The organism is Lysobacter humi (ex Lee et al. 2017) (assembly GCF_054781815.1).
Map to the genome: position 1 here is coordinate 150,349 of NZ_BAAGTR010000004.1, position 22,949 is coordinate 173,297.

Annotated in this window: 19 protein-coding genes; 16 read left to right on the forward strand and 3 right to left on the reverse strand. The window is 71.9% G+C overall.

The annotated features are described in order from the left end of the window. Positions 1 to 11: 11 nt before the first annotated feature. A complete protein-coding gene (tatB, locus tag ACYVJJ_RS03590) occupies positions 12 to 578 on the forward strand; it encodes a Sec-independent protein translocase protein TatB (RefSeq protein WP_460831164.1) in 567 nt (188 codons plus the stop codon). Beyond that, positions 568 to 1,320 (forward strand): twin-arginine translocase subunit TatC, encoded by a 753-nt coding sequence (tatC, locus tag ACYVJJ_RS03595; protein ID WP_460831166.1) that lies wholly within the window; start codon positions 568 to 570, stop codon positions 1,318 to 1,320. Before tatB ends, tatC begins: the two co-directional genes overlap by 11 nt. Here tatC and ACYVJJ_RS03600 read toward each other — a convergent pair whose 3' ends face one another. Together ACYVJJ_RS03600 and ACYVJJ_RS03605 are read right to left on the reverse strand one after the other, a co-directional pair. Beyond that, entirely contained in the window at positions 1,321 to 2,253 is a 933-nt protein-coding gene (locus ACYVJJ_RS03600) for a hypothetical protein (RefSeq protein WP_460831167.1), read from the reverse strand. It abuts the gene before it with no gap. Then, positions 2,250 to 2,972, reverse strand: coding sequence for a glutamine amidotransferase (locus ACYVJJ_RS03605; protein ID WP_460831169.1), 723 nt, complete (start codon positions 2,970 to 2,972; stop codon positions 2,250 to 2,252). The genes ACYVJJ_RS03600 and ACYVJJ_RS03605 overlap by 4 nt, the downstream gene beginning before the upstream one ends. A 166-nt stretch (positions 2,973 to 3,138) precedes the next feature. Between ACYVJJ_RS03605 and glyQ the strand changes: the two genes are divergently transcribed. The 10 genes from glyQ to ACYVJJ_RS03655 all read left to right on the forward strand — a co-directional run bounded on the left by glyQ (position 3,139) and on the right by ACYVJJ_RS03655 (position 17,231). Then, positions 3,139 to 4,050, forward strand: coding sequence for a glycine--tRNA ligase subunit alpha (glyQ, locus tag ACYVJJ_RS03610; protein WP_460831171.1), 912 nt, complete (start codon positions 3,139 to 3,141; stop codon positions 4,048 to 4,050). Beyond that, a complete protein-coding gene (glyS, locus tag ACYVJJ_RS03615) occupies positions 4,047 to 6,116 on the forward strand; it encodes a glycine--tRNA ligase subunit beta (RefSeq protein ID WP_460831172.1) in 2,070 nt (689 codons plus the stop codon). Before glyQ ends, glyS begins: the two co-directional genes overlap by 4 nt. 401 nt (positions 6,117 to 6,517) lie before the next feature. Beyond that, positions 6,518 to 8,299 (forward strand): autotransporter assembly complex protein TamA, encoded by a 1,782-nt coding sequence (locus ACYVJJ_RS03620; protein ID WP_460831173.1) that lies wholly within the window; start codon positions 6,518 to 6,520, stop codon positions 8,297 to 8,299. Next, complete coding sequence (locus ACYVJJ_RS03625) at positions 8,296 to 12,444, forward strand: translocation/assembly module TamB domain-containing protein (protein WP_460831175.1); 4,149 nt, start codon at positions 8,296 to 8,298, stop codon at positions 12,442 to 12,444. The genes ACYVJJ_RS03620 and ACYVJJ_RS03625 overlap by 4 nt, the downstream gene beginning before the upstream one ends. Positions 12,445 to 12,947: 503 nt before the next feature. Further along, positions 12,948 to 13,709 (forward strand): aspartyl protease family protein, encoded by a 762-nt coding sequence (locus tag ACYVJJ_RS03630; RefSeq protein ID WP_460831176.1) that lies wholly within the window; start codon positions 12,948 to 12,950, stop codon positions 13,707 to 13,709. 129 nt (positions 13,710 to 13,838) lie between these two features. Continuing rightward, positions 13,839 to 15,083 (forward strand): histidine kinase, encoded by a 1,245-nt coding sequence (locus ACYVJJ_RS03635; RefSeq protein WP_460831178.1) that lies wholly within the window; start codon positions 13,839 to 13,841, stop codon positions 15,081 to 15,083. Next, the gene (locus ACYVJJ_RS03640; protein ID WP_460831180.1) at positions 15,076 to 15,855 is read left to right on the forward strand and encodes a LytR/AlgR family response regulator transcription factor; all 780 of its coding nucleotides are present in this window, start codon (positions 15,076 to 15,078) and stop codon (positions 15,853 to 15,855) included. The genes ACYVJJ_RS03635 and ACYVJJ_RS03640 overlap by 8 nt, the downstream gene beginning before the upstream one ends. Before the next feature lie 14 nt (positions 15,856 to 15,869). Further along, the gene (locus ACYVJJ_RS03645) at positions 15,870 to 16,241 is read left to right on the forward strand and encodes a hypothetical protein (RefSeq protein WP_460831181.1); all 372 of its coding nucleotides are present in this window, start codon (positions 15,870 to 15,872) and stop codon (positions 16,239 to 16,241) included. Between the two features lie 118 nt (positions 16,242 to 16,359). Further along, on the forward strand, positions 16,360 to 16,935 hold the full coding sequence (locus ACYVJJ_RS03650) for a hypothetical protein (RefSeq protein WP_460831182.1): 576 nt from the start codon (positions 16,360 to 16,362) through the stop codon (positions 16,933 to 16,935). A 107-nt stretch (positions 16,936 to 17,042) separates the two neighbouring features. Beyond that, positions 17,043 to 17,231, forward strand: a complete 189-nt coding sequence (locus tag ACYVJJ_RS03655) for a hypothetical protein (protein ID WP_460831184.1) — start codon at positions 17,043 to 17,045, stop codon at positions 17,229 to 17,231. A 378-nt stretch (positions 17,232 to 17,609) separates the two neighbouring features. Here ACYVJJ_RS03655 and ACYVJJ_RS03660 read toward each other — a convergent pair whose 3' ends face one another. Further along, entirely contained in the window at positions 17,610 to 18,323 is a 714-nt protein-coding gene (locus ACYVJJ_RS03660; protein ID WP_460831185.1) for a DUF4142 domain-containing protein, read from the reverse strand. A gap of 235 nt (positions 18,324 to 18,558) precedes the next feature. On the opposite strand from ACYVJJ_RS03660, the gene ACYVJJ_RS03665 reads away from it, so the two are divergent. The 4 genes from ACYVJJ_RS03665 to ACYVJJ_RS03680 all read left to right on the forward strand — a co-directional run bounded on the left by ACYVJJ_RS03665 (position 18,559) and on the right by ACYVJJ_RS03680 (position 22,930). Further along, a complete protein-coding gene (locus ACYVJJ_RS03665) occupies positions 18,559 to 19,731 on the forward strand; it encodes a hypothetical protein (RefSeq protein ID WP_460831186.1) in 1,173 nt (390 codons plus the stop codon). Between the two features lie 21 nt (positions 19,732 to 19,752). Then, on the forward strand, positions 19,753 to 20,487 hold the full coding sequence (locus ACYVJJ_RS03670) for a ferritin-like domain-containing protein (RefSeq protein ID WP_460831188.1): 735 nt from the start codon (positions 19,753 to 19,755) through the stop codon (positions 20,485 to 20,487). Positions 20,488 to 20,698: 211 nt separating this feature from the next. Next, the gene (locus ACYVJJ_RS03675; RefSeq protein WP_460831189.1) at positions 20,699 to 20,890 is read left to right on the forward strand and encodes a hypothetical protein; all 192 of its coding nucleotides are present in this window, start codon (positions 20,699 to 20,701) and stop codon (positions 20,888 to 20,890) included. A gap of 105 nt (positions 20,891 to 20,995) precedes the next feature. Next, complete coding sequence (locus ACYVJJ_RS03680) at positions 20,996 to 22,930, forward strand: S9 family peptidase (RefSeq protein ID WP_460831190.1); 1,935 nt, start codon at positions 20,996 to 20,998, stop codon at positions 22,928 to 22,930. Positions 22,931 to 22,949 lie beyond the last annotated feature (19 nt).

Consider the following 22,949-nt stretch of genomic DNA (forward strand, 5'->3'; position numbering starts at 1 on the left):
CGCGGGCGTCCATGTTCGACATCGGCTTTTCCGAGCTGTTCCTGACGGCGGTCGTCGCGCTGCTCGTGTTGGGGCCCGAGCGCCTGCCCAAGGCCGCGCGCTTCGCCGGCCTGTGGGTGCGGCGCGCGCGCGCGCAGTGGTATGCGGTGAAGTCGGAGCTGGAGAGCGAACTCGCCGACGAGGACATGCGCCGCTCGCTGCATCGCGCGCAGGAGGAACTGCGCGAGGCGCAGGCGGCCCTGCAGCGCGACGGCAAGCGCCTGCGCGCGCAGATGCGTGACGTCGAAACGCAGGCGATGCGCGGGCCGTCGTCGTCGATCACCCCGGTTGGCAACGCCGGCGCCGCCCGGCAGGACGCGGCGGACGGCACGCCGCCGCTGCACGACGCCGGGGACCGCGCCCTCCCGCTCCACGACGCCTCCGACGACGATGCGTACGCGCTGCACGACAGCGCGCCGCCGCACGTCGCCGACGGGTCGGCCGCAGTCGACGACGCGCTGCGCGAGGCCGGCGCGCGCATCGACGACGCGGCCTTCGATGCCGCGCATCCCACCGGAGCGCGCCGCGATGTCGATTGACGCGCCGCCGCCGCGCGACGACGCGCCGCGCCTGCTCGACCACCTGATCGAGCTGCGCGCGCGGCTGCTGCGCGCGGTGGTCGGCGTGCTGCTCGTGTTCGGCGCGCTGGTGCCGTTCGCGCACGAGTTGTACGCGCGCCTGGCGACGCCGCTGATCGCGACGATCCGCCCCGGCGGGCAGCTCGTGGCCAACCAGGTCGCGGGCGGGTTCTTCGTGCCGATGAAGCTGGCCTTCATGGCCGCACTCTTCCTGTCGGCGCCGTGGCTGCTCTACCAGGCCTGGGCCTTCGTCGCGCCGGGCCTGTACCGCCACGAGAAGCGCACCGCGCTGCCGCTGCTGGCGTCGGCGGTGCTGCTGTTCTACGCCGGCTGCGCCTTCGCCTACTTCCTCGTGCTGCCTTCGGTGTTCGGCTTCCTCGCCGAGTTCACGCCGGACGTCGTGACGCAGATGCCGGACCTCGGCAACTACCTCGACTTCGTGATGGTGATCTTCCTCGCCTTCGGTGCGAGCTTCGAGCTCCCCGTGGCGCTGGTGATCCTGACCCTGCTCGGTTGGGTCACGCCCGCGCAGCTGCGCGAGGGCCGCGGCTATGCGGTGGTCGGCATCTTCGTGCTCGCCGCGGTGATCACGCCGCCGGATGTCGTCAGCCAGCTGATGCTGGCGATCCCGATGTGCCTGCTCTACGAGCTCGGCATCGTGGCGGCCGGCTGGCTCAAGCCCCGGCCGCAGCCCACGGCCTGATCAGGCCTCGAACTGGGTGATCGCCGCGGGTGCCGGGGACGCATCCGCGCCGTCGGCCGGCGCGAACATGTCGCGCCAGGCGTAGTAGCTCGAGGCGACCAGCACGACCAGCACGCCGATGCCGAACGCCGCCCAGACCAGCACCGCGATCGCCGCGGCCAGCGCCGGATGCACGAGCGCGGCGATGCCCGCGACGATCGCGGTGACGATGCCGACCACGACCGCGGCCACGACGAAGCCGACGATGAAGACGAGCGAGGCCAGCAGGTTCGCCCCGAGGTTCACCACCGACGCCCGGAAGCCGAGGCGGATCGCGTCGACGAGGCCGGTGCCCGAGAGCATCACGAGCGGCACGCACAGCAGCATCAGCGCCACGCTGAAGTAGTTGAAGACGAACTGCAGCGCCTGCAGCAGCACCATCAGGCCCGGATGGTCCGGGATCGGCGGGGTGATCACCCGCCCGCTCATCGCGCCCTGCGCCGCCTTCAGGCTTTCCTGCCAGTAGTCCTGCCCGGCGACCGCCACGACCAGCGCGGCGAAGCCGAGGTTCGCGACGATCTGCAGCAGCCCGAGCGCGACGAGCGCTCGTGAATGCCCCTGGAAGAACGCGCTGAAGAGATGGCGCGCGCGCGCGTCCTGCCCCGATTCGGCCTCGTGCATCACGCGCACGAGCCCCGCGAGCAGCACCGGCAGCGCCAGCGTCAGCACGACGAACATCGAGATGGCAGCGGCGACGAGCTCGTCGAGCGCGAGCTCGGTGCGGCCCTGCACGCGCGCCGCGATCGGCAGCACCGCGAGTACCGACAGCAGGTAGAGCGTGACGAGGAACAGCGCCGCGGCGCCGAACACCGCACGCGGCCGGCGCGCGCCGATGTTCACCGCCGCCTTCATCCAGTCGAGCCCGCGGGCGGCGGGAACGCGACGCACGTTCATGCCGCACCCCCACGCGCCAGGCGCACGAAGCGCCGCAGCACGCGTCGCGCGTGTGGCGTGGCGCTCACGCTCGCCTCGGTGGCGTCCGGGCAGCGGCCCTCGCCGCGCAGCGCATCGCCGCGGGCGCGCACGTAGCCGCGCATGTGCGTGGTGCTGAACTCGGGATGGAACTGCACGCCCCAGACCCGCTCGCCCCAGCGGTAGGCATGGCAGGCGTCGTGGTCGGACTTCGCGAGCACGGTGGCCCCGTCCGGCGCGCGCAGCACCGACTGCAGGTGCGTGGCCTGCGCGGCGAAGCGCGGAGGCAGCCCGCCGAACAGTGGATCATCGCCGGCGGACGGATGCAGCTCGATCTCGACGGTGCCCATCTCGCGGCCTTCGGGATGCCAGCCCACTTCGCCGCCGAGCGCGTGCGCGATCAGCTGGTGGCCGTAGCAGATGCCGAACAGCGGCAGCCCCGCCTGCGCGGCGTCGCGCAGCCAGCCCGCGCTCGCCTCGCTCCAGTCGGCGCGGTCTGTGACCATCGCGCCCGAGCCGGTGACGATCGCCCCGGCGAAGCCTTCGCGGCGCGGCAGCGGCGCGCCGCCTTCGACGTCGACCACCACCGCGCCGTCGCGCGGCAGGCCGGCGGCGACGCGGATCCAGTGCGGGAAGCCGCCGTGGCGGCGCATGGACGCGGCCGGCTGGCCGGTCTCGAGGATCAGGAGGGGTCGGGTCACGTTCGCAGGACCGGGCGGGTCGTTCACGCGGAACCGGCGCCCGCCGCGCCGAGCGTCGATTCCGCGGGCGGAAGCGCCGTCGGGCGTCGATGGACGACCGGAAAAGAGGTGGAAAAACGCGTGGCTATACTAGCCGGCTTTCCGCGCGCCCACACGGATCTGCGGCATGCACGCCCCGACCTTCCAGCAACTCATCCAGCGCCTCAACGCCTTCTGGGGCGAGAAGGGCTGCGTCCTCATCCAGCCGCTGGACCTCGAGGTCGGTGCCGGCACGTTCCATCCGGCCACGTTCCTGCGTGCGCTGGGTCCGGAGCCGTGGAACGCCGCCTACGTGCAGCCCTGCCGCCGTCCCACCGACGGCCGCTACGGCGAGAACCCGAACCGCCTGCAGCGCTACTACCAGTACCAGGTGGTGATGAAGCCCTCGCCGCCGGACATCGTCGAGCTGTACTTCGACTCGCTCAAGGCGCTCGGCGTGGACCCGCAGGTGCACGACCTGCGCCTGGTCGAGGACAACTGGGAGTCCCCCACGCTCGGCGCCTGGGGCCTGGGCTGGGAGGTCTGGCTCAACGGCATGGAAGTCACCCAGTTCACCTACTTCCAGCAGGCCGGCGGCCTGGAATGCCGCCCGGTGCTCGGCGAGATCACCTACGGCCTCGAGCGCCTGTGCATGTACCTGCAGAACGTCGACAACGTCTTCGACCTCGTCTGGACGATCGGCCCGGACGGCACGCCGGTGACGTACCGCGACGTCTACCACCAGAACGAGGTGGAGCAGAGCACCTACAACTTCGAGCATGCGGATGTGGCCGAGCTGTTCCATCGCTTCGACGCCTGCGAGGCCGAGGCGCTCAAGCTCGTCGAGCTCGGCCTGCCGCTCCCGGCCTACGACCAGGTCTGCAAGGCCAGCCATTCGTTCAACCTGCTCGACGCGCGCCGCGCGATCAGCGTGACCGAGCGCCAGCGCTACATCCTGCGCGTGCGCCGGCTCGCGCAGGGCGTGGCGCAGGCCTACTTCGCGCAGCGCGAGAAGCTCGGTTTCCCGGGCCTGAAGTCGACCGTGGAGACCGCCGCATGAAGCCGCTGCTGATCGAACTCGGCACCGAGGAGCTGCCCGTCAAGGCGCTCGCGGGCCTCGCGCAGGCGTTCTTCGACGGCGTCGTCGCGGGGCTGGAAAAGCGCGGCATCGCGGTCGCGCGCGACGGCGCGAAGCCGCTCTACACCCCACGCCGCCTCGCGGTCGCGCTGCCGGGCGTAAGCGAGATGCAGCCCGAGCAGAAGTCCGAAGTGCTGGGGCCGTACCTCAACGTCGCGCTCGATGCCGACGGAGCGCCCACGCGCGCACTCCAGGGTTTCGCACAGAAGGCGGGGGTGGAGTGGACGCAGCTCGAGCGCGTCACCGACGGCAAGGGCGAGCGCTTCGTGCACCGTGCGACCAAGCCCGGCGCGGCCACGCGCGACCTCCTCGGCGAGGTGCTCGCCGAGTCAATCGCCGCGATGCCGATCCCCAAGCCCATGCGCTGGGGTGCGAACGACTTCGGCTTCGCGCGGCCCGTGCACTGGCTCGTCGTGCTGCTCGGCGGCGAGATCATCGATGTCGAGCTGCTCGGCGTGAAGTCCGACCGCATGAGCCGCGGCCACCGTTTCATGTTCGACAAGCCGGTGTGGTTCACCTCGCCGGAGGACTATGTCGAATCGCTGCGCGCCGCGAAGGTGCTGGTCGATCCCGACGAGCGCCGCGGCCGCGTGCGCGCCGAGGTCGAGCGCGCCGCCGCCGAGGCCGGCGGCACGGCGCGCATCGACGAGGGCATCCTCGAGGAGGTCGTGGGCCTCGTCGAGTGGCCGAAGGCGGTCCTCTGCGGCTTCGAACGCGAGTTCCTCGCCGTGCCGCAGGAGGCGCTGATCGCCACGATGGAGGCGAACCAGAAGTTCTTCCCGGTGCTCGACGCCGACGGACGGCTCTCCGAGCGCTTCGTCGGCATCGCCAACATCGAGTCGAAGGACGAGGCCGAGGTCCGCAAGGGCTACGAGCGCGTGATCCGCCCGCGGTTCGCGGATGCGAAGTTCTTCTTCGACGAGGACCTGAAGCAGGGCCTCGCGGCGATGGGCGAGGGCCTGTCGACGGTGACCTACCAGGCCAAGCTCGGCACGATCGCCGACAAGGCCGCGCGCGTGGCCGCGCTGGCCGAGTCGATCGCGACCGAGGTGGGCGTGGATGCCACGCTCGCACGCCGCGCCGCGCTGCTGGCCAAGAACGACCTGCAGTCGCGCATGGTCGGCGAGTTTCCCGAGTTGCAGGGCATCGCCGGGCGCCACTACGCGCTGGCGGCGAACGAGCCGGCCGAAGTCGCGGCCGCCATCGACGAAGCCTACATGCCGCGCTTCGCGGGCGATGCGATCGCCCCATCGAAGCTCGGCCAGGTGCTCGCGATCGCCGAGCGCCTCGACACCCTCGCCGGCGGCTTCGCGGCCGGCCTGCGCCCGACCGGCAACAAGGATCCGTTCGCGCTGCGCCGCAATGCGCTGGGCTTGGCGCGCACGCTGCTGGAAGGCGGGCGCGACCTGATGCTGCACGGCCTGGTCGAGCGCGCGGTGGGGCTGCAGCCGCTGCAGGCGGCGGACGTCGGCGCTTATGACGTCACGAACTTCGTCTACGACCGCCTGCGCGGCTACCACGCCGACCGCGGCGTCACCGGTGCGCAGTTCGACGCGGTGCTCAATGCCGTGCACGAGTCGCTGCCGGATTTCGACGCGCGCGTGCAGGCCATCCGCGAATTCGCGAAGGCGCCTGAAGCCGAGGCGCTCGCCGCGGCGAACAAGCGCATCCGCAACATCCTGCGCAAGGCCGAGGGCGGCACGCTGCCGGCATTCGATGCGTCCCTGTGCACGGAGGACGCCGAGAAGGATCTGGCCGTGGCGCTCGCGCGCGCCGAGGTCGATACCGGACCGATGCTCGATGCCCGCGACTATGCCGCCGTGCTCGCACGCCTGGCGCAGCTGCGTCCGGTGGTGGATGCGTTCTTCGACGGCGTGATGGTCAACGTCGAGGACGAGGCCGTGCGCCGCAACCGCCTCGCGCTGCTGCAGCGGCTCGCCGACCGGTTGGGCAGCGTCGCCGCGATCGAGTACCTGTCGGTCGGCTGAGGCGCATCGCGCAAGGTCGAGATCCGCACGGCGCGCGCATTCGTGGCGCCGCCTTCCGTGCGTGGTGCGCTCATCGCGCGCAATCGCGATCGGCCCTCGTAGCGACGCGAAGGCCGACGCTCGACGCCCGGGGACTCTGAATCCACGTGCGCCCGTGCCCGGCGCATCGAAGCCACGCAGCGGAGCGCGGCACGGACGTGCGCTGGACACGTCGTCGCGAGAAACCCACCGCGTGGCAGCGGCAAGCAGGACTTCGTCGACAGGGACGCACCGTGCCGGCGTCCACGCAGCGAAGAGTCGTCGCGAGCGGTCGCTACCGTCAACATGCAGTGAAAGCGCCGGGGAAACCGGGTGTTTTCGCGTCACGGCCGCCTTTACACGCCGATCGCTATCCTGAACGCATGCACGCCTTCCCCCCGCGCGCCGCCCTCCCGCTCCTCGCCCTGCTCGCCGCGCTGCCCGCACAGGCCGTGCAGATCGAGCGCGTGGACATCCGTGGCCTCGATCCGGCGATGACCGAGAACGTCCTCAATTCGCTCACGCTGAGCGATTCGATCGGCGACGACGTCTCCGAGCGGCGGCTGCGCTACCTGCTCGAGGAAGCCGAGGGCGAGGCGCGCGAGGCGCTGGAGCCGTTCGGTTACTACGATCCGGCCATCCGCGTGACGCGCACCGGGGCCGGGATCGTCATCGACATCACGCCGGGCGAGCCGGTGCGCGTGCGCAGCCGCCAAGTGCGCATCGACGGCGAGGCGGGGAAGGAAGAGGTGCTGCAGGACGACCTGGCGCGCTTCCAGCCGGAGGTGGGCGAGATCCTCGACCACGTGCGCTACGAGGCGAGCAAGGCGCGCATCAGCCGCCGGCTCGCCGAGCGCGGCTATTTCGACGCCGAGCTGCCGACGCATCGTGTCGAGGTCACGCGCGCGCAGAAGGCGGCCGACATCGAGCTCGCCTGGACCAGCGGCGCGCGCTACCGCATGGGCGGGGCGAGCTTCACGCAGACGCCGAAAGCCGTCGTCTACGACCGCCTGCTGCACAAGCTCGTCAACTGGCAGGTCGGCGAGCCCTACCACCAGGACCGCATCGAGCGCCTGCGCGAGTCGCTGCAGCGGCTCGAGTACTTCGAGAGCATCGACGTCGAACCGCTGGTGGACAAGGCACTGGACCGGCAGGTGCCGGTCGACGTGCGGCTCACGCCCGCGAAGCGCTCGATCTACACCGCCGGCCTGAGCTACGGCTCCGACAGCGGCGCCGGCATCCGGCTGTCGAGCGAGCACCGCTACGTGAACATGCGCGGGCACAAGGCGCTCGCGTCGCTCGACTATGCGCAGAAGCGCAAGCTGCTCACGCTGCAATACCGCATTCCCGCGTTCGCCTGGCTCGACGGCTGGTACACGTTCTCGCTGCAGTCCGCCGACGAGCAGACCGACTGGATCGACAACCGCCGCGTGGAGTTCGCCGCGAGCCGCAGCGGGCAGATCGACCTCGGCCTGACCGCCGTCGCCTCGATCCACGTGCTGCGCGAGCGCTGGGCATATGCCGCCGAACAGGACGACGATCCGGCGACGCCGCCGGATTTCCGCTATGCCTCGTTCACCTACCCGTCGATCCGCGCCGAGTACACGACGGTCGATGACCGCCTGCTGCCGCGCAACGGCTTCGCTTCCACGGTGATGCTGCGCGGCGGCATCGGCACCGCCGGCGAGGGCGAGGACGACACCTTCGTGCAGGCGCACGGCACCGTGCGCTGGTTCATGGGCCTGGGCGAGCGGTCGCGCCTGATCCTGCGCGCCGAGCGCGGCGTCACGAAGCTCGAGGCGCCGATCGGCGCGCTGCCGCCGAGCCTGCGCTTCCATGCCGGCGGCGAGCGCTCGATCCGCGGCTATGCCTGGCGCGAAGTCGGCCCGCGCGTGGGCGACGGCGACGAACGCTTCGCGATCGGTGCGCGCCACGTGGTCACCGGCAGCGTGGAGTTCGAGAGCTACCTCAACGACCGCTGGGGCTATGCGGTCTTCGCCGACAGCGGCAGCGCCTACAACGAGCGCCCCGACTGGCACACGGGCGTGGGCTTCGGCGTGCGCTGGCGCTCGCCTGTGGGCCCGATCCGCATCGACATCGCGCGCGGGCTGAAGAACCCCGACGCGCCGTTCCAGATCTACCTCGGCCTCGGAGCCGAGCTGTGAGCCGGCTGCCCGACGCGCGCAACGCGCGCCCGGACGATCCGACACCGGAAGACCGCGAGGCGCGCATCGCCGAGCTGCGCGCGAAGCGCCGCAAGCGCCTGCGCACGATCGGACTGCGCAGCGCGGCGGTCAGCGGCGTGCTCATCGTCGCCACGCTGGTGATCGGCTGGTGGCTGCTGACCACGATCGCCGGCCGCGACCTGCTGCTCGCGCAGATCAAGGGCCGCCTGCCGGAGGGCACGGTCTTCGAATGGTCGCGCGCGGAGGGCCCGGCGTCGGGGCCCATCACGCTGTTCGATGTGCGTTTTTCCTTCAAGGAGACGCACTTCACCGCCAGGCGCGTGATGCTCGACCCCGCGCTGCGCCCGCTGATCTCGCGGCGCCTGCGGCTCGACGCCATGCAGGTGGAGGGCGCGACCCTCGACCTCGCGCCGAGCGAGAAGCCCTTCGAGCTGCCCAAGTGGCCGGAGTCGCTGCCGCAGATCGCGCCGCCGCTCGCGATGCAGGCCGACACGATCGTGATCGACGGCCTGCGCATCACGCGCGCGAAGGAGCCGCTGATCGACATCCGTCGCGTGCGCGGCGGTCTCGACGTGCGCCACGGGCGCCTGCAGCTGGAGAAGGTCGCGGTCGACAGTGATCGCGGCGACTTCCGCCTGCACGGCATCTACATCCCCGCGCAGCGCTATCGCACGGACCTGACCGCGACCGCCGTGCTGCCGCTCAAGGGCAGCGCGGAGCCGCTGCGGCTCGGGCTGGTCGCGCGGGGCTCGATCACGAACATGGTGGTCGGCATTGCCGGCGCCGCCCCGGCGCCGGTGCGCGCGACGCTGTGGCTGCACGGGCCGGAGGAAGCCGTGCGCTGGCAGCTGCGCGCTCGCGCCGACGGGCTGGACCTCGGCGCGATCACCGGCACGCCGGATCCCGACGCACCGCGCATGACCGCGAACATCGCCGGCGACGGCACCGGCGGCCGTGCGCGCCTCACCGCCGAGGTCGTGCAGGGCGACATGCGCATTGCCGTACGGCCATCGAACCTGCAGCTCGAGGAGCAGGTGCTCGCCTTCGCTCCACTCGACGTCGACGTACTCGGCGGCCGCGTGACCGTGCGCGGCCGCGGCGATTTCGGCGACCGCAAGGACGCGCGGGTGAACTATTCGCTGGTCGCGCGCGGGCTCGGCTGGGGCGAGGGTGCCTCGCGCGTGCAGGGCGACGGCGAATTCGGCGTCTCGGGAACGCAGGCGGCGTGGGCGGTCGCGGGTCGCTCGCGCCTCACGCGCGGGACGCAGCGCGCGCAGGTCGACCTCCTCGGCACGGGTGCGAACGCGACGCTCGACCTGCGGCGCCTGCAGGCGCGCATGCCGACCGGCACGCTCGACGCCACCGGCCGCGTCGCCTGGCGCCCGGAACTGGCGTGGGACCTGCGGGCGCAGCTCGCCGGCTTCGACCCGGGCTATTTCGTGCCGGGCTGGAACGGCGCGCTGCACGGCCCGGTGCTCACGCGCGGCCGGCAGCCGACGGGCGAGGCGCTGCAGGCGCGCGTGGAGATCCCGCGGCTGGGCGGGCGCCTGCGCGGCCGTCGCGTCGGTGGCAGCGGTGCGTTCGACATCGCCGGGCCCCGCTACGCGGGCCATGCGGCGCTGGTCGTCGACCGCGGGCGGCTGCTCGCGCGCGGCACGATGGCGCTGCAGCCCACGCTGCGCTGGGATGTCGACGCCACCCTCGAGGACTTCGATCCCTCGTTCGTGGCCGACGGCTGGCCCGGCGCCGTCGATGCACGCCTGACGACGCGGGGACAGCGCGCGGCCGCGCCGCCGGGACGCACCGGCGCGCTCACCGCCGATGTCGACGTGGCGCGGATCGGCGGCACGCTGCGCGGACGCGCGCTCGCCGGCAGTGGCAGCGCGCGCATCCGGGGCGAGGACATCAGCGGCCGCGTGCAGCTCGCCGCGGGCGGGAGCCGCATCGATGCACGCGGCAGCATCGGCAAGCGCCTCGACATCGACGCACGCCTGTCACCGCTCAACCTGCAGGACCTGCTCCCCGATGCGCGCGGCGGCCTGCGCGGCACGCTGCGCATCAGCGGCCCACGCAATTCGCCCGATATCGCCGCGGACCTCACCGGCCGCGACGTCGCGGTGTCGAGCTACCGCATCGGCACGCTCACCGCACGCGGCCGTCTGCCGTGGCGCGCGGGCGGCACGCCGGGCGCGATCAGCCTGCGCGGCACCGGGCTCACCCTCGGCCTGCCGTTCGACACGCTCAACGTGGACGCGCGCGGCGCGATGGAAGCGCTGCGCCTGACCGCCGACGCGCGCGGCGAGTTCGGCGCCGTGGCGCTCTCGGGCGATGCGCGCAAGGCCGGCACCGACTGGCAGGCACGCGTGGCGACGCTGCGGCTCGCACCGGCGCGCGGTGCGCCGTGGTCGCTGACGTCACCCACCTCGCTGCGCTTCGGCGGTGGCCGCTTCGCGCTCGCGCGCACGTGCCTCGCATCGAGCGGCGGCGGCTCGCTCTGCGCGAGCGGCGACTGGCCGCGCAGCGGGATCGCGGTCGACGGCCGCGGCGTGCCGCTCACGCTGCTGATGGGCTACCTGCCGCAGCAGCCGGGCACCGAGCGCCGCTGGCAGCCGAGCGGCGCGATCGACCTCACCGCGCGCGTGCGCCCGGTGGGCGGCAGCTGGCGCGGCGAGGCGACGGTCACCTCCGCGGCGGGCGGCTTCCGCCTCGATCCCTCGCAGCCGGTCGAACTCGTGCGCTGGACCGGGCTCTCGCTGCGCGGCACGTTCGATCCGCAGCGCCTGCGCTTCGTGCTCGATTCCGGCCTGTACGGCGGCGGCCGCGTGCGCGCCGACATCGCGACGGGCTGGGAAGCGCATTCGCCGCTGTCGGGCACGGTGAACGCCGACACGCGCGAGCTCACGTGGATCGAGCTGTTCTCGCCCGACATCGTCGAGCCGCAGGGGCAACTGACCGCGCAGATCCGGCTGTCGGGCACGCGCGCGGTGCCGCTGCTCGGCGGGCAGGCGCGGCTGACCGGCTTCAACACGGAGCTGCCGGCGCTCGGCGTCGAGCTCACCGACGGCACGGCGACGCTCACCGCACGCCCCGACGGCAGCGCGCGCATCGACGGCCGCGTGCGCTCCGGCGAGGGCTGGCTCAATGTCGACGGCGACCTCGCCTGGCGCCGCACCAATGCGCCGATCGTGCTCAACCTGCGCGGCGAGAACGTGGAGGTGGCCGACACGCGCCAGCTGCGCGCGGTGGTCGATCCGAACATGCAGGTGCGCATCCAGACCGGCGAGCCGGTCCGCATCAGCGGTGAAGTGCGCGTGCCCTCGGGCCTGGTGCAGCTCGAGCGCCTCGAGCGGCGGGTCAAGGCCTCACCCGACGTGGTCGTGCTCGATCCGGTCGATCCCGTCGCGACGAGCAAGCCGAAGACGCCGATCGTCCTCGACTTCGCGCTGATCGCCGGCGACGACGTGCGCCTGCAGGGCTTCGGCCTGGACGGGCGCGTGGAAGGCCGCATGCAGGTGCGCACGCGCCCCGGCGGCGAGGTCAGCGCGACGGGGCGCATGGACGTCTCCGGGCGCTACGTCGCCTACGGGCAGCGCCTCGAGATCACCCGCGGCATGCTCACGTGGACCGGGCAGGCGGTGGGTGATCCGCGCCTGGACATCCGTGCCGAGCGCCGCATCGGCGACGTCACCGCGGGCATCGACGTGCGCGGTCGCGCCTCGCAGCCGCGGGCGAACGTCTGGTCGAGCACCGGGCAGACGCAGTCGGAGGCGCTGTCGTATCTCGCCCTCGGCCGGCCGATCGGCACGCTCGGCGCCGAGCAGGGCCGGCAGGTGAGCGCGGCGGGTGCGGCGCTCAGCGCGGGCGGCTCGCTGCTCGCCGCCGAACTCGGCTCGCGGCTGGGCCTCGACGATGCCGGCGTGATCGAGAGCCGCACGCTCGGCGGCAGCGTCTTCGGCATCGGCAAATACATCTCGCCGCGGCTCTATGTCGGCTACGGCGTCTCGCTGCTCGGCACCGGCCACGTGCTCACGCTGCGCTACCTGCTCACGCGCGGCTTCGACCTCGAATTCGAGTCGGGCTCGGAGGAGACGCGGGGCTCGCTCAACTACCGGCGCGAGAAGTAGGGCGGGCGGCGTGTCCGCGGGCCCCGGGCGCCTCACGGGCGCCCGCTGATGGATGCCGGGCGACCGCCCGGTCGCATGGGGTCGCCGGGCCATGCGCAGACCCTCGTGCGGGCCGGCGCGCTCGCATGGGGAAAAAGCGCAGCAGGGCCCAACGCCCGGGCCGCGCATCGCCGGGTTCGTCGCAGCCGGCCCCGGTTCGTCGGACCGCGGTAGCCGGCCCCTCCACGCCGCGGCAGCGTGGTCGCCCGACCGCGCGGCGCATCCGCATGCGTGGCGACGACCCACGAGGACTGCCGATGCCCCCGATCGCCCCGCGAAACCGCGCGATGACGCAGCACCCCGATGCCAGCGGCCAGGAACGCCGGCGATCCCGGTGCGACCATGGCATCGCCTTTGTCCATTGCAGCGCGCTGCTCGCCGCGCTTGCAGCCGGCACCGCGATGGCCACACCGCCCGCAACGGGCGCGTGCGCCGCTGCGGCGGTCCCCGCGGCGGAGCGCCTGGTGGATGTCCCGTTCGAGACGGTGGACAGCCGCATCTACGTGGCCGTCCAGGTCGACGGACGTGGCCCGTTCCGCTTCGCCGTCGACACCGGCGCGAGCGGGACGGCCCGCGCCGACGCGCGCCTGGCCGCCGCGCTCGGTGCGGCGCGCGGCGCGGGCGCGAGCACGTCCGACGGCGTGCGGACCGCGGCCGTCGACACCACGCGCCTGCGCTCGATCGCGCTCGACGGACTGGTGCGCGACGAGCTCGACGTGATCACTCGCGACTACGCGGGTCGCGTCTCGGCCGCGGCGCGGTTCGACGGCATCCTCGCGCGCGACTTCTTCGCCGACGGCCTGCTGGTGATCGACTATCGCGCGCGCCGCCTGCGCTTCAGTCGCGGCACCGGGCTCGCGCCGGATGCCGCCGATGCACTGCCCTACGAGCGTGCCTTCCGGATCCCGGTCACGATCGGCGACATGCCCGCGATCGCGCAGCTCGACACCGGCGCCGACGTCGCGCTGGTGCTGCCGCGTGCGCTCTACGATCGCGTCGCCAACGCGCCGCTCAAGGCGGCGGGTGGGGCGACGCTCGCCAACGGGCGGATCGAGACCCAGCGCGCTCGCCTGGCGGGCCCGGTCCGCATCGGCGAGGTGCACCTGCGCGACGTCGAGGCGCGTGTCTCGGCCGATTTCCCGGAGATGCTCGTCGGCGCGCCCGCACTCGCGGGTGCCGTCGTGCTGATCGACCCGCGCACGAAGCGCGTCGCGATCTGCCGCTGACGCGGCGGCGCCTTCGAACCTGCCGGCCCCGGGCGCGTTCCGTCGCCGCCTGCCCCGTTCCGTCGCACCGCCCCTTTTGGCCCTGCACCGCGCCGCTAGGCTGTCCACCTCGACTTCCGGAAGCGCCCCGTGATCCGCAGCACCCTGTTCCTGCTCCGCCTCGCCGCCGCCTGGGCGGTCGTGGTCAGCCTCGCCGCCGCGCTGTACTTCGAGCTGTGGATCCTCGGCGATTTCGACGGCCCGATCCTGCTCGCGTCGATGCTCACGATGGCACTCGTGGTCGCCGGTGCGATCTCCCATGTGCGCCGCGTGCGCCTGATCGCCGGGCGCGTCGACCGCGAGGCGCTCGGCAACCGCCATCGCCGGCAGGTCGAGATCCCGTTCGAGGCGGGCCAGGCCTTCGACCTGCTCGACGCGGCGATCCGCGAGCTGCCGCGGATCGAGCACGTGGAGAGCGCGCGCGACTCGCTGCAGGTGCGCGCCCGGCTCACGCGGCCCGACACCTACGGCGAGCGCCCGCTCGGCCGCTTCAATCCGCTGTCGTGGTTCGGCCGCCAGCACAACCAGATCCTCGCGACGGTGACGCCGATGCAGGGCACCGGCAGCGTGACGCTGATCTGCGAGCCGGGCAGCCCGGCGTGGACGGACTTCTTCCTGGTCGACGACGGCACCAACCTCGAGAACGCCGAGGCGCTGACCCGCGCGATCACGCGTCGCGTGGCCGACGTGCGCCGCGGCGAGCAGGCCGCGGCGACGCAGACCGCGACGGAGAAGGAGCTCACGGTGGCAAAGCTGAGCCTGCTGCATGCGCAGGTCGAGCCGCACTTCCTCTACAACACGCTGGCGAGCGCGCAGCTGCTCACGCGCAGCGATCCGCCGCGCGCCGAGGCGATGCTCGGCCACCTGATCCAGTACCTGCGCCATTCGCTGCCGCGCACGGAGGACACGCTGTCCACGCTCGGCGCGGAGCTCGAGCGCGCGCTCGCGTACCTGGAGATCATGAAGATCCGCATGGGCCCGCGACTGGACGTACAGGTCGACGTGCCCGAGGCACTGCGTGCGACACCGATGCCACCGATGATGCTGCAGGTGCTGGTGGAAAACGCGATCAAGCACGGGCTCGAGCCGCGCACCGCGGGCGGCACGGTATGGATCCGCGCACGGCGCTCCGAGGGCGACGTGATGGTGACCGTTGCCGACGACGGCGAAGGCCTCGGTACGCAGACCGCCGGCACCGGCATCGGCCTGGCGAACGTGCGCGAGCGACTGCGGCTGGTGCACGGCACAGCCGCGTCGCTCGCGGTGGTCGCGAACTTCCCGTCCGGCGTCGCCGCCACGCTCACGCTGCCCGTCCCGGAGGCCGCCCATGGCTGAGCGTGCGCCCACCTGCATCGTCGCCGAGGACGAGGCGCTGCTGCGCGAGGCGCTCGTCGCGCGACTGCGTGCGGCCTGGCCGCAGCTCGAGATCCTCGCCGAGTGCGAGGACGGCGCGAGCGCGCTCGAGGCACTCGCCGAGCATCGCCCGGACATCGCCTTCCTCGACATCCGCATGCCCGGCGCGACCGGCCTCGACGTCGCGGCCGCGGCCGCGCGGACCAGCCCGGCCACGCGCATCGTCTTCGTCACCGCGTACGACCAGTACGCGGTCGACGCGTTCGAACGCGGCGCGATCGACTACCTGCTCAAACCGGTGACGCCCGAGCGCCTGGCCACGACGGTCGAGCGCCTGCAGGTGCAGGCCGGCGGGCACGACGCGGCCGCGCTCGCCGCGCTGCTCGAGCGCCTTGTACCGAAGCTGCCGGCCGCCACCGATGCCCCTGCGCCGCTCACGTGGCTCACCGCGAGCGCCGGGCGCGAGACGCGCCTGATCGCGGTCGAGGACGTGCTGTATTTCCGCGCCGAGCAGAAGTACACGACGGTGGTCACCGCCGACGGCGAAGCCCTGCTGCGCACGCCGCTGCGCGAGCTGCTGCCGCGCCTGGACCCCGAGCGCTTCCGCCAGGTGCACCGCGCCACGATCGTCAACCTGCGTGCGGTCGCCGCGCTCGTGCGCGACGACAGCGGGCGCGGCACGCTGCGCCTGAAGCAGCGCAGCGAAACGCTGACCGTCAGCGCGCCCTACATGGCGCTGTTCCGCCACATGTGATCCGGAGACACCGCATGGACCGCCTGACCGCCCTGATCGGCCTCGTGCTCGCCCTGTTCGGCTGCGACGGCGCCGCGAGCCGCTTCGTGCATCGCGATCGCGAGGGCGGCATCGACCGCCTGCATGCCGCCGTGGTGTTCGACGGCGCGACCGCGCGGCTCGACTGCATCGCGAGCCGCGCGGGTCGATGCCGGTTCCGCATCGCCGACGCGGGCTGCGCCGCGCCGCGGATCCCCGCGTGCGCGGCGCCGGTCGACGTGCTCGTCGACGGCGGTGGCAGCCTGCGCGTCGATGCCCCGGCGTCGTTGCGCGCGTGCATCGACGTGCCGGGCGACGCGACGCCCGCGGCCTGCGAAACACTCGGCGGCACCCCGTCCCGGAAGTGAAGCGCGGGTGAACCACGCCGTCGGCGGTCGGAACTCACGGCCGCTTCGACGGCTCCATGCAGCGCGGCCGACCGGTCGCCCTGCACGGAGCGTGCAGGCCACTGCACGAGGGATGCTCATGAAGAGAGTGCTCGCCGTCGCGATCCTCGCGACTTCGCCGCTGGCTGCCGCGGCCGGTGAACTGCGCCATACGTACGTGGAAGGCGGCATCAGCCGGTTCCACGAGGAGGTGCCGTCCGTGTTCGGCCGCGACCTCGACTACGACGGCGGTTACGTGCGCGGTTCCGTCGGCATCGGCGAGAGCTGGTATGCCTTCGGCAGCCTGCACCGCGGCTCCGACGACGACGGCGGACTGTTCTTCGAGGACCGCACCGAGACCACGCTCGGCATCGGCTATGCGCATGCGCTCGGCGGGCGCACCGAACTGATCGCCGAGCTCGGCGGCGAGCGCCGCGATCTCGACTGGACCGACGTCGACGGCGCGCGCGCCAGCACCGGCGTGCGCGCAGCGCTCGGGACGCGCATGGAAGGCTGGGCGAAGGCCACGTACAGCGACCTCGACCACGGCTACAGCCGGTTCTCCGGCCAGGCCGGCGCGCTCTTCAAGATCGACGACACCTGGGGTTTCACCGGCGACGTCGACGTGCGCGACGAGGGCACGCGCTACTCGCTCGGCGTGCGCGCGAGCTTCTGAACCTGCACGACGGCCCCGATGGCGCGGGCGGCATCGTCCGCCCGCGTCCATCACATGCTGTGCGGTCGTGCGTCGCTAGCCTCATCGACCGAGCGAGGAGACAGGCGATGAGCAAGCTGCAGAACGACCGCCCCGCCGGGGCCGAGGTGCATCACGACCGCGGTGAGCTGCGCAAGCCGCTCGACCGCCACAGCCAGCCCGAGCAGGGCGGCGACATCACCCCACCGAACGACGGACACGAGCGCGACAAGCGTCGCGATCCGCAGGCCGAGCCGCGCGTGGAAAGCCCGCGTTGAGCCGGCATCTGCGCCGTGGCAAACCGCGCCATCAAGAACCGTCAACCGCCGGTCTGTCGCGTCGCCTCCGCGGCGCGCGCGCTGTCGCGCCCGCTTGCAGTCGGCGCCCCGGAGCTGCCGAGAAGCACGGCCTGTTCTCCTGCACTTGCAGGATCGTTGCGCTCCACGGTGCGCGTCCCGTCGGAAGACGGAGCCCGCCCGCCCTGGTCGAGCGGGCGTCGGCGGCCCGTGCGTTCGTCTGTCTTGCCCATGACGTCACTCCACGCGACCGGCGTGATCGCCGGAGCCTGAGCATCGCGCACGGCCTGTAAGCACAGGTGAGTGCGGTCATGCATGCAGCCGCCGGACGCCCGTGCCAGGCGGGCGTCCGGTGCCGGGTCAGCCCTGCCCGGTGCCGCCGCCCGCGGCGGTGCCGCCGGCCGGCGCGGTGCCCGCGGCCGGCGTCGTGCCCGCCGCGCCGTCCGTGCCGCCCTGCAGGTGCTTGGCATGGTCGAGGTGCTTCTGCACCGCCGCACGCGTGGCGGTCATGTGCGTGCGCACGGCCTCGTCGGTCGCAGCCGGCATCAGGCTGTCGAGCAGCGTCAGCGTTTCCTGGTGGTCCATGACCATCTGGTCGAGGTACGCCTTCGCGAACGCCTCGCCGGTCATGCCGTTGAGCTGCGTGCGCTTGGCCTCGCCCTTGGCGCGCTGGTCGGTCACGCGCGCGGTGTCGGCCGGCGCGCCGCCCTGCGTGCCGAGCAGCTCGGTCGTCTTGGTCATGTTGGCCGTGTGCTCGGCCTGCATCATGTTCGCGTACTCGAGCGCCGGGCCGGTCACGTTCTTCGACTTCGCCATCTCGGCCGCCTTGATCTCGTGGTCGTTGACCACGTTGATGAGCGCGAGCGCTTCGGCCTGCGTCGGTGCGGCGCTGTCGGTGCCCGGGACGACCTCGGGGCCCGTCGGGGCGGTCGCGGTCGCGTCGGCGCCGGCGTCGGCGGTCGCGGCCGGCGTGTTGTTGGTGCCGCCGTTGGCGTCGTCGTTGCGGTTGCAGGCGGTGGTCGCCAGCAGCACCAGCGCGGCCGTGGCCAGCGCGAGCGGGGTCTTGGTGTTCATGCGGTCTGTCTCCGTCTATGGAACGATCGATGAGGGCTCGAAAGGTCGGCTCTCCGGGCCGACCGGCGACGCTACGCGGCCCCGGGCGGACACGCCGTGAAGGGCGGCCGCTTCCCGGTCGTGCACGGTTTCCGCAAAGTTTGCGCACCGCCCGCGCGAAGAGCGCAGGGAATGCGGCATCGGCGCTGGCACGCTCGTTGCGAGATGTCCCCTGTCACTGACCAGGAGGACACCGATGGCACTCAGCCTGACGGACATCAAGGGCACACCGATCGATCGCCAGCGGTTCACGTGGCGCGAGATGGTGCAGGCACCGATCAGCAAGCTCGACGATGACGCGTTCACGCGCATCCGCATCATCCTGATGAACGGCCTGGAGCTGGAAGCCAACCGCTTCTCGCACATGGCCGCGCGCATGAACCGCGACCTGCGCGAGCCGCTCGCGCGCATCCGCCGCGTGGAGCAGCACCAGGCGACCGCGATCAACTGGCTCATCGGTGCCGACCACTCGCCGCTGGAAACCACCATCGCCTATGAGCAGGTGGCGATCGAGGTCACCGCTGCCGTTGCCCAGCGCGAGCCCGACGAATACCTCGCGCAGACCTACCGCTTCGGCCTGCTCGAGGACTTCGACCACATGTATCGCTACAGCGCGATGCTCGACCGGCTGGAGGGCAAGGACGCCAACAACATCCTGCAGTGCTACACCGACATCCTGCCGGGCCGCCCCACGATCGTGGAGCACCGCCATCCCGACGACGACCTGCGCACGCCGATGGATGCAAAGACCGCGCATCCGCTGTCCAAGCTGCACGCGCTCACGATCATGTCGGCCGAGCAGCAGACCCACAACTACTACATGAACATCGGGCCGCTGTTCACCGATCCGGTGGCACGGCTGCTGTACGCGGAGATCGCCTCGATCGAGGAGCAGCACACCACGCAGTACGAGTCGATCATCGACCCGGACCAGACGTGGATGGAGCAGTGGCTCATGCACGAGCTGATGGAGGTCTACAACTACTACGGCTGCGCGCAGCAGGAGACGAACCCGCGCATCAAGGCGCTGTGGGAGCGCTTCCTCGACTACGAGATGGGCCAGCTCCAGCACGTGATGGAACTGTTCAAGCAGGTGGAGCGTCGCGATCCGCTGGAGGTCATCGGCGAATCGCTGCCGGATCCGATCCCGTTCGCCAGCCAGCGCGACTTCGTGCGCGAGGTGCTCACGGCCGAAGTCGACCTGCGCGCGCGCGGCGCCGAGTACGTGCCCTCGGGCGACGAGGGCGAGGCGTCGATCGCCTACCGCGAGCACCTCAACTCGCAGGGCTCGCCGAGCGAGGCGGTCGCCGACGGCTATGTCTACCGCCCGGGCACCGAACTCGCCGCGCTGCACAAGCGCGCGGCCTGACCGACTTCAAGGAGATCCCCCATGCAGCAACCGGAAATCACCCTCGGCCGGAATCGCACCGGCATCAAGACCTCGCCGCTGGACGCCGCCGAACTCGCCGGCATGCACGACCTTCAGCTCACTGTCGGCCGCCCGTCGATCAGCGCCGAGGAACTGCGCGCCGATTACCGCCGCGAGGCCGAGGCGGTCGGCTCGGTGCCGCCGCCGGCCTCGCTCAAGGGCATGGTCGGGGCCACCGCGCAGGCGCTCGCGGGCCATCGCATGCATATCCTGCTCGACAAGCTCGCCGAGCGCGCGGCATTCGAGCGCAGTGGCGTGCGGCTGTACGACGCGCTGCTGCTCAAGGCGTCATTGGCCGATGCATTGCCCGGCGACATGTCGCTCGACGCGGTGCAGGCCATCCGCGACGACGAGGCCGCGCACTTCGCGCTGCTGGCCGGATCGATCGAGCGGCTGGGCGGCGACTCGACCGCGATGACGCCCTGCGCCGACGTGACCGGCGTGCAGGGCCTCGGCCTTCTGCAGGCGATCAACGACCCGCGTGCCACGCTTGCGCAAGCGCTGCAGACGGTGCTCGCCGCCGAGCTGATCGACAACGCCTCGTGGGAACTGCTGATCGAGCTCGGCGAAGGCTTCGGGCAGGACGAGCTGGTCGTGGAGATGCGCAACGCGCTCACGAACGAACAGCGGCATGAAGCGCTGGTGCGCACATGGCTCTCCGCGGAGCTGCAACGGCTGGCGCTGGTGCGCCACTGACGCCGCACTCACCAGTTTTAAGTCTTCAGTTTCCTGCCGCTCGTTACGTGATCGACCACGCGCCATCCACCGATCGCTAACCCTGAATTTGGTGAACTGGCCCCACGCAGAAGCAAGACACCAAACGACGAAACGCAGCAGGACGCCGAGGGCGGCGTCATCGAAGGGCCGGCAGGGGCCGGCCCTCCCCCATCCCCCAGGAGACGAAGACATGAGCCAGAACAACAACCAGAACGAGCGTCGCGAAGGCCAGAACAACCAGAACGAGCAGCGTCGTGAGGGCTCGGGCCAGCAGAACAACAACGAGCGCCGCGAGGGCAGCTCGCAGCAGAACGAGCAGCGTCGCGAAGGCGGCTCGCAGCAGAACAACAACCAGCAGAACAACCGCGAAGACCGTCGCTGAGTGAACACGGCCGCTTCGGCGGCCGATCCACTTTCCGAAAGCGCCTCGCCGGTTCCGGCTGGGCGTTTTCCTTTTGTGTTCCCCCGAATGCCCTCACGAGGCTCCATGCGCCCCGTCAAGCCCGACGATCTCTACCGACACCGCAGCCTGCAGGATCTGAGCGCCGCCGCGCAGCACACACGCACGGTCTTCGTGCGCTCGCGCGCGAGCCGCAGCAAGGGCGGCTACCGGTCCACCGCATGGTCGATCGACACGGCCTCGCCCGGAGCGCGTGCGCGCCAGCTGACCGCGTCCGACTTCAATGCGCGCTCCCTGGTGATCGATCCGGCCGGCGAGCGCCTCGCCTTCCTGAGCGTGCGGGATCCGAACAGGGGCCAGCAGCTGCAGCTGATCCGCCTCGACGGTGGCGAGGCACGCGCGGTCACCGACGTGCGCGAGCAGTTCGAGAGCCTGCTCGCCTGGTCGCCCGACGGCCGTCGCCTGCTCGCGCTGCAGAGCGTGAAGTGGCAGGAGGACGATCTCGACGACCCGCAGGCGAAGGACCGCCCGATCGTGGTGCGCTACCTGCCCTACAAGATGGACGGATCGGGGACCAAGGTCGGCTCGCGCACGCGGCTCGTCGAGATCGACGCCGACACCGGCGACGTGCGGCCGCTCGTGGAGGGCGACTTCGACGTGAGCGACGCGATGTGGTCGCCCGACGGCAGGACACTGGCCTTCTCGCGCAAGCGGGGTGGCCTGCAGCGCCACCAGGCCGACCTCTGGCTCGCCGACGCGGACGGCGGCCATGCCCGACAGGTGACGGACGACCTGTACTCGGTGACCGGGCTCAAGTTCTCGCCCGACGGCGGCACGCTCGCCTTCGCCGCGGGACACATCGAAGGCGACTCGATCGTCGGCCTCTACCTCCACGACATGGGGAGTGGCGAGCGGCGCTGGCTGGGCGGCGACGAGTTGCAGCTGGAAGGCGCGACGATCGTCTGGCATCCCGACGGCGACCGCGTGGCGACGATCCGCTCGCGGCAGGGGCTGTTCGAGATCGCCGTGGTCGACGTGGCAAGCGGCGAGGCGACCGCCGTCGATGGCGGGCTGCGGCACGTGACGGCACTCGCCGCGAGCGGCGACGGGCTCGCCTTCGTGGCGGCATCGGTCACCGAGCTCGACGAGCTGCATCACGTCCGCTGGGACGGCAGCGGCGAACGCCGGCTCACCGCGTTCAACCGCCGCTGGTTCGGGAAGCGGCTGCGGCCGCGCGTGGACAAGCGCGCCTTCGAGGTGCCGACGGAGCGCGGCGGCACCGAGACGGTCGAGGCCTGGCTGATGCTGCCACCCGAGGGCGACGGACCGTTCCCGCTGGTCGTCGACTTCCATGGCGGCCCGCAGAGCATCGCGCTGATCGACTTCGCGAGCCATGTCTACTGGTATCCGATGATCGCGAAGGGCTATGCGGTGCTCGCACCGAACGCGGTCGGCTCCGGCGGCTACGGCGGCGAGTTCGCGCGGCGCCTGACCGGCCACTGGGGCGAATACGACCTGCCGCAGGTGGAGGCGATCATCCGGAAGCTGCGTGCCGACGGGGTCGCGGACGAGACGCGGCTCGGCTGCTACGGCAAGTCCTACGGCGGCTATCTGAGCGCCTGGGTCGCGGCGAAGAGCGACCTGTTCAAGGCAGCCGTCGTGAGCGCGCCGGTGGCCAACCTGCAGTCGCACGGCGGCACCTCCGACACCGGCTACTACGTCACGCCGTACGCGATGGGCGCCGACCTGCACGAATCGGCCGAGCAGTACGCACGGCTGTCACCGGTGGAGCATGCCGCGAAGGCCGACATCGCGATCCTGTTCCTGCAGGGCCAGGACGACCAGCGCTGCCCGCTGGGGCAGTCGGAGGAGATGTTCGCGAACGTGGTGCGCGCGGGCAACGACCGCTCGATGATGGTGGTCTATCCCGGCGGCTCGCATTCCCTCGCTGGCAGCGGCAAGCCCACCCACCGGGTGGACTACCACCAGCGCATCGTCGACTGGCTGCAGGGGCACGTCTGACACTGCGGTCACGCGGCCG

Coding starts and splice junctions, on each gene's coding strand:
- tatB (WP_460831164.1), top strand. CDS start 12: ATGTTCGACATCGGCTTTTCCGAGCTGTTCCTGACGGCGGTCGTCGCG.
- tatC (WP_460831166.1), top strand. CDS start 568: ATGTCGATTGACGCGCCGCCGCCGCGCGACGACGCGCCGCGCCTGCTC.
- ACYVJJ_RS03600 (WP_460831167.1), bottom strand. CDS start 2,253: ATGAACGTGCGTCGCGTTCCCGCCGCCCGCGGGCTCGACTGGATGAAG.
- glyQ (WP_460831171.1), top strand. CDS start 3,139: ATGCACGCCCCGACCTTCCAGCAACTCATCCAGCGCCTCAACGCCTTC.
- glyS (WP_460831172.1), top strand. CDS start 4,047: ATGAAGCCGCTGCTGATCGAACTCGGCACCGAGGAGCTGCCCGTCAAG.
- ACYVJJ_RS03620 (WP_460831173.1), top strand. CDS start 6,518: ATGCACGCCTTCCCCCCGCGCGCCGCCCTCCCGCTCCTCGCCCTGCTC.
- ACYVJJ_RS03640 (WP_460831180.1), top strand. CDS start 15,076: ATGGCTGAGCGTGCGCCCACCTGCATCGTCGCCGAGGACGAGGCGCTG.
- ACYVJJ_RS03645 (WP_460831181.1), top strand. CDS start 15,870: ATGGACCGCCTGACCGCCCTGATCGGCCTCGTGCTCGCCCTGTTCGGC.
- ACYVJJ_RS03650 (WP_460831182.1), top strand. CDS start 16,360: ATGAAGAGAGTGCTCGCCGTCGCGATCCTCGCGACTTCGCCGCTGGCT.
- ACYVJJ_RS03655 (WP_460831184.1), top strand. CDS start 17,043: ATGAGCAAGCTGCAGAACGACCGCCCCGCCGGGGCCGAGGTGCATCAC.
- ACYVJJ_RS03660 (WP_460831185.1), bottom strand. CDS start 18,323: ATGAACACCAAGACCCCGCTCGCGCTGGCCACGGCCGCGCTGGTGCTG.
- ACYVJJ_RS03665 (WP_460831186.1), top strand. CDS start 18,559: ATGGCACTCAGCCTGACGGACATCAAGGGCACACCGATCGATCGCCAG.
- ACYVJJ_RS03670 (WP_460831188.1), top strand. CDS start 19,753: ATGCAGCAACCGGAAATCACCCTCGGCCGGAATCGCACCGGCATCAAG.
- ACYVJJ_RS03675 (WP_460831189.1), top strand. CDS start 20,699: ATGAGCCAGAACAACAACCAGAACGAGCGTCGCGAAGGCCAGAACAAC.
- ACYVJJ_RS03680 (WP_460831190.1), top strand. CDS start 20,996: ATGCGCCCCGTCAAGCCCGACGATCTCTACCGACACCGCAGCCTGCAG.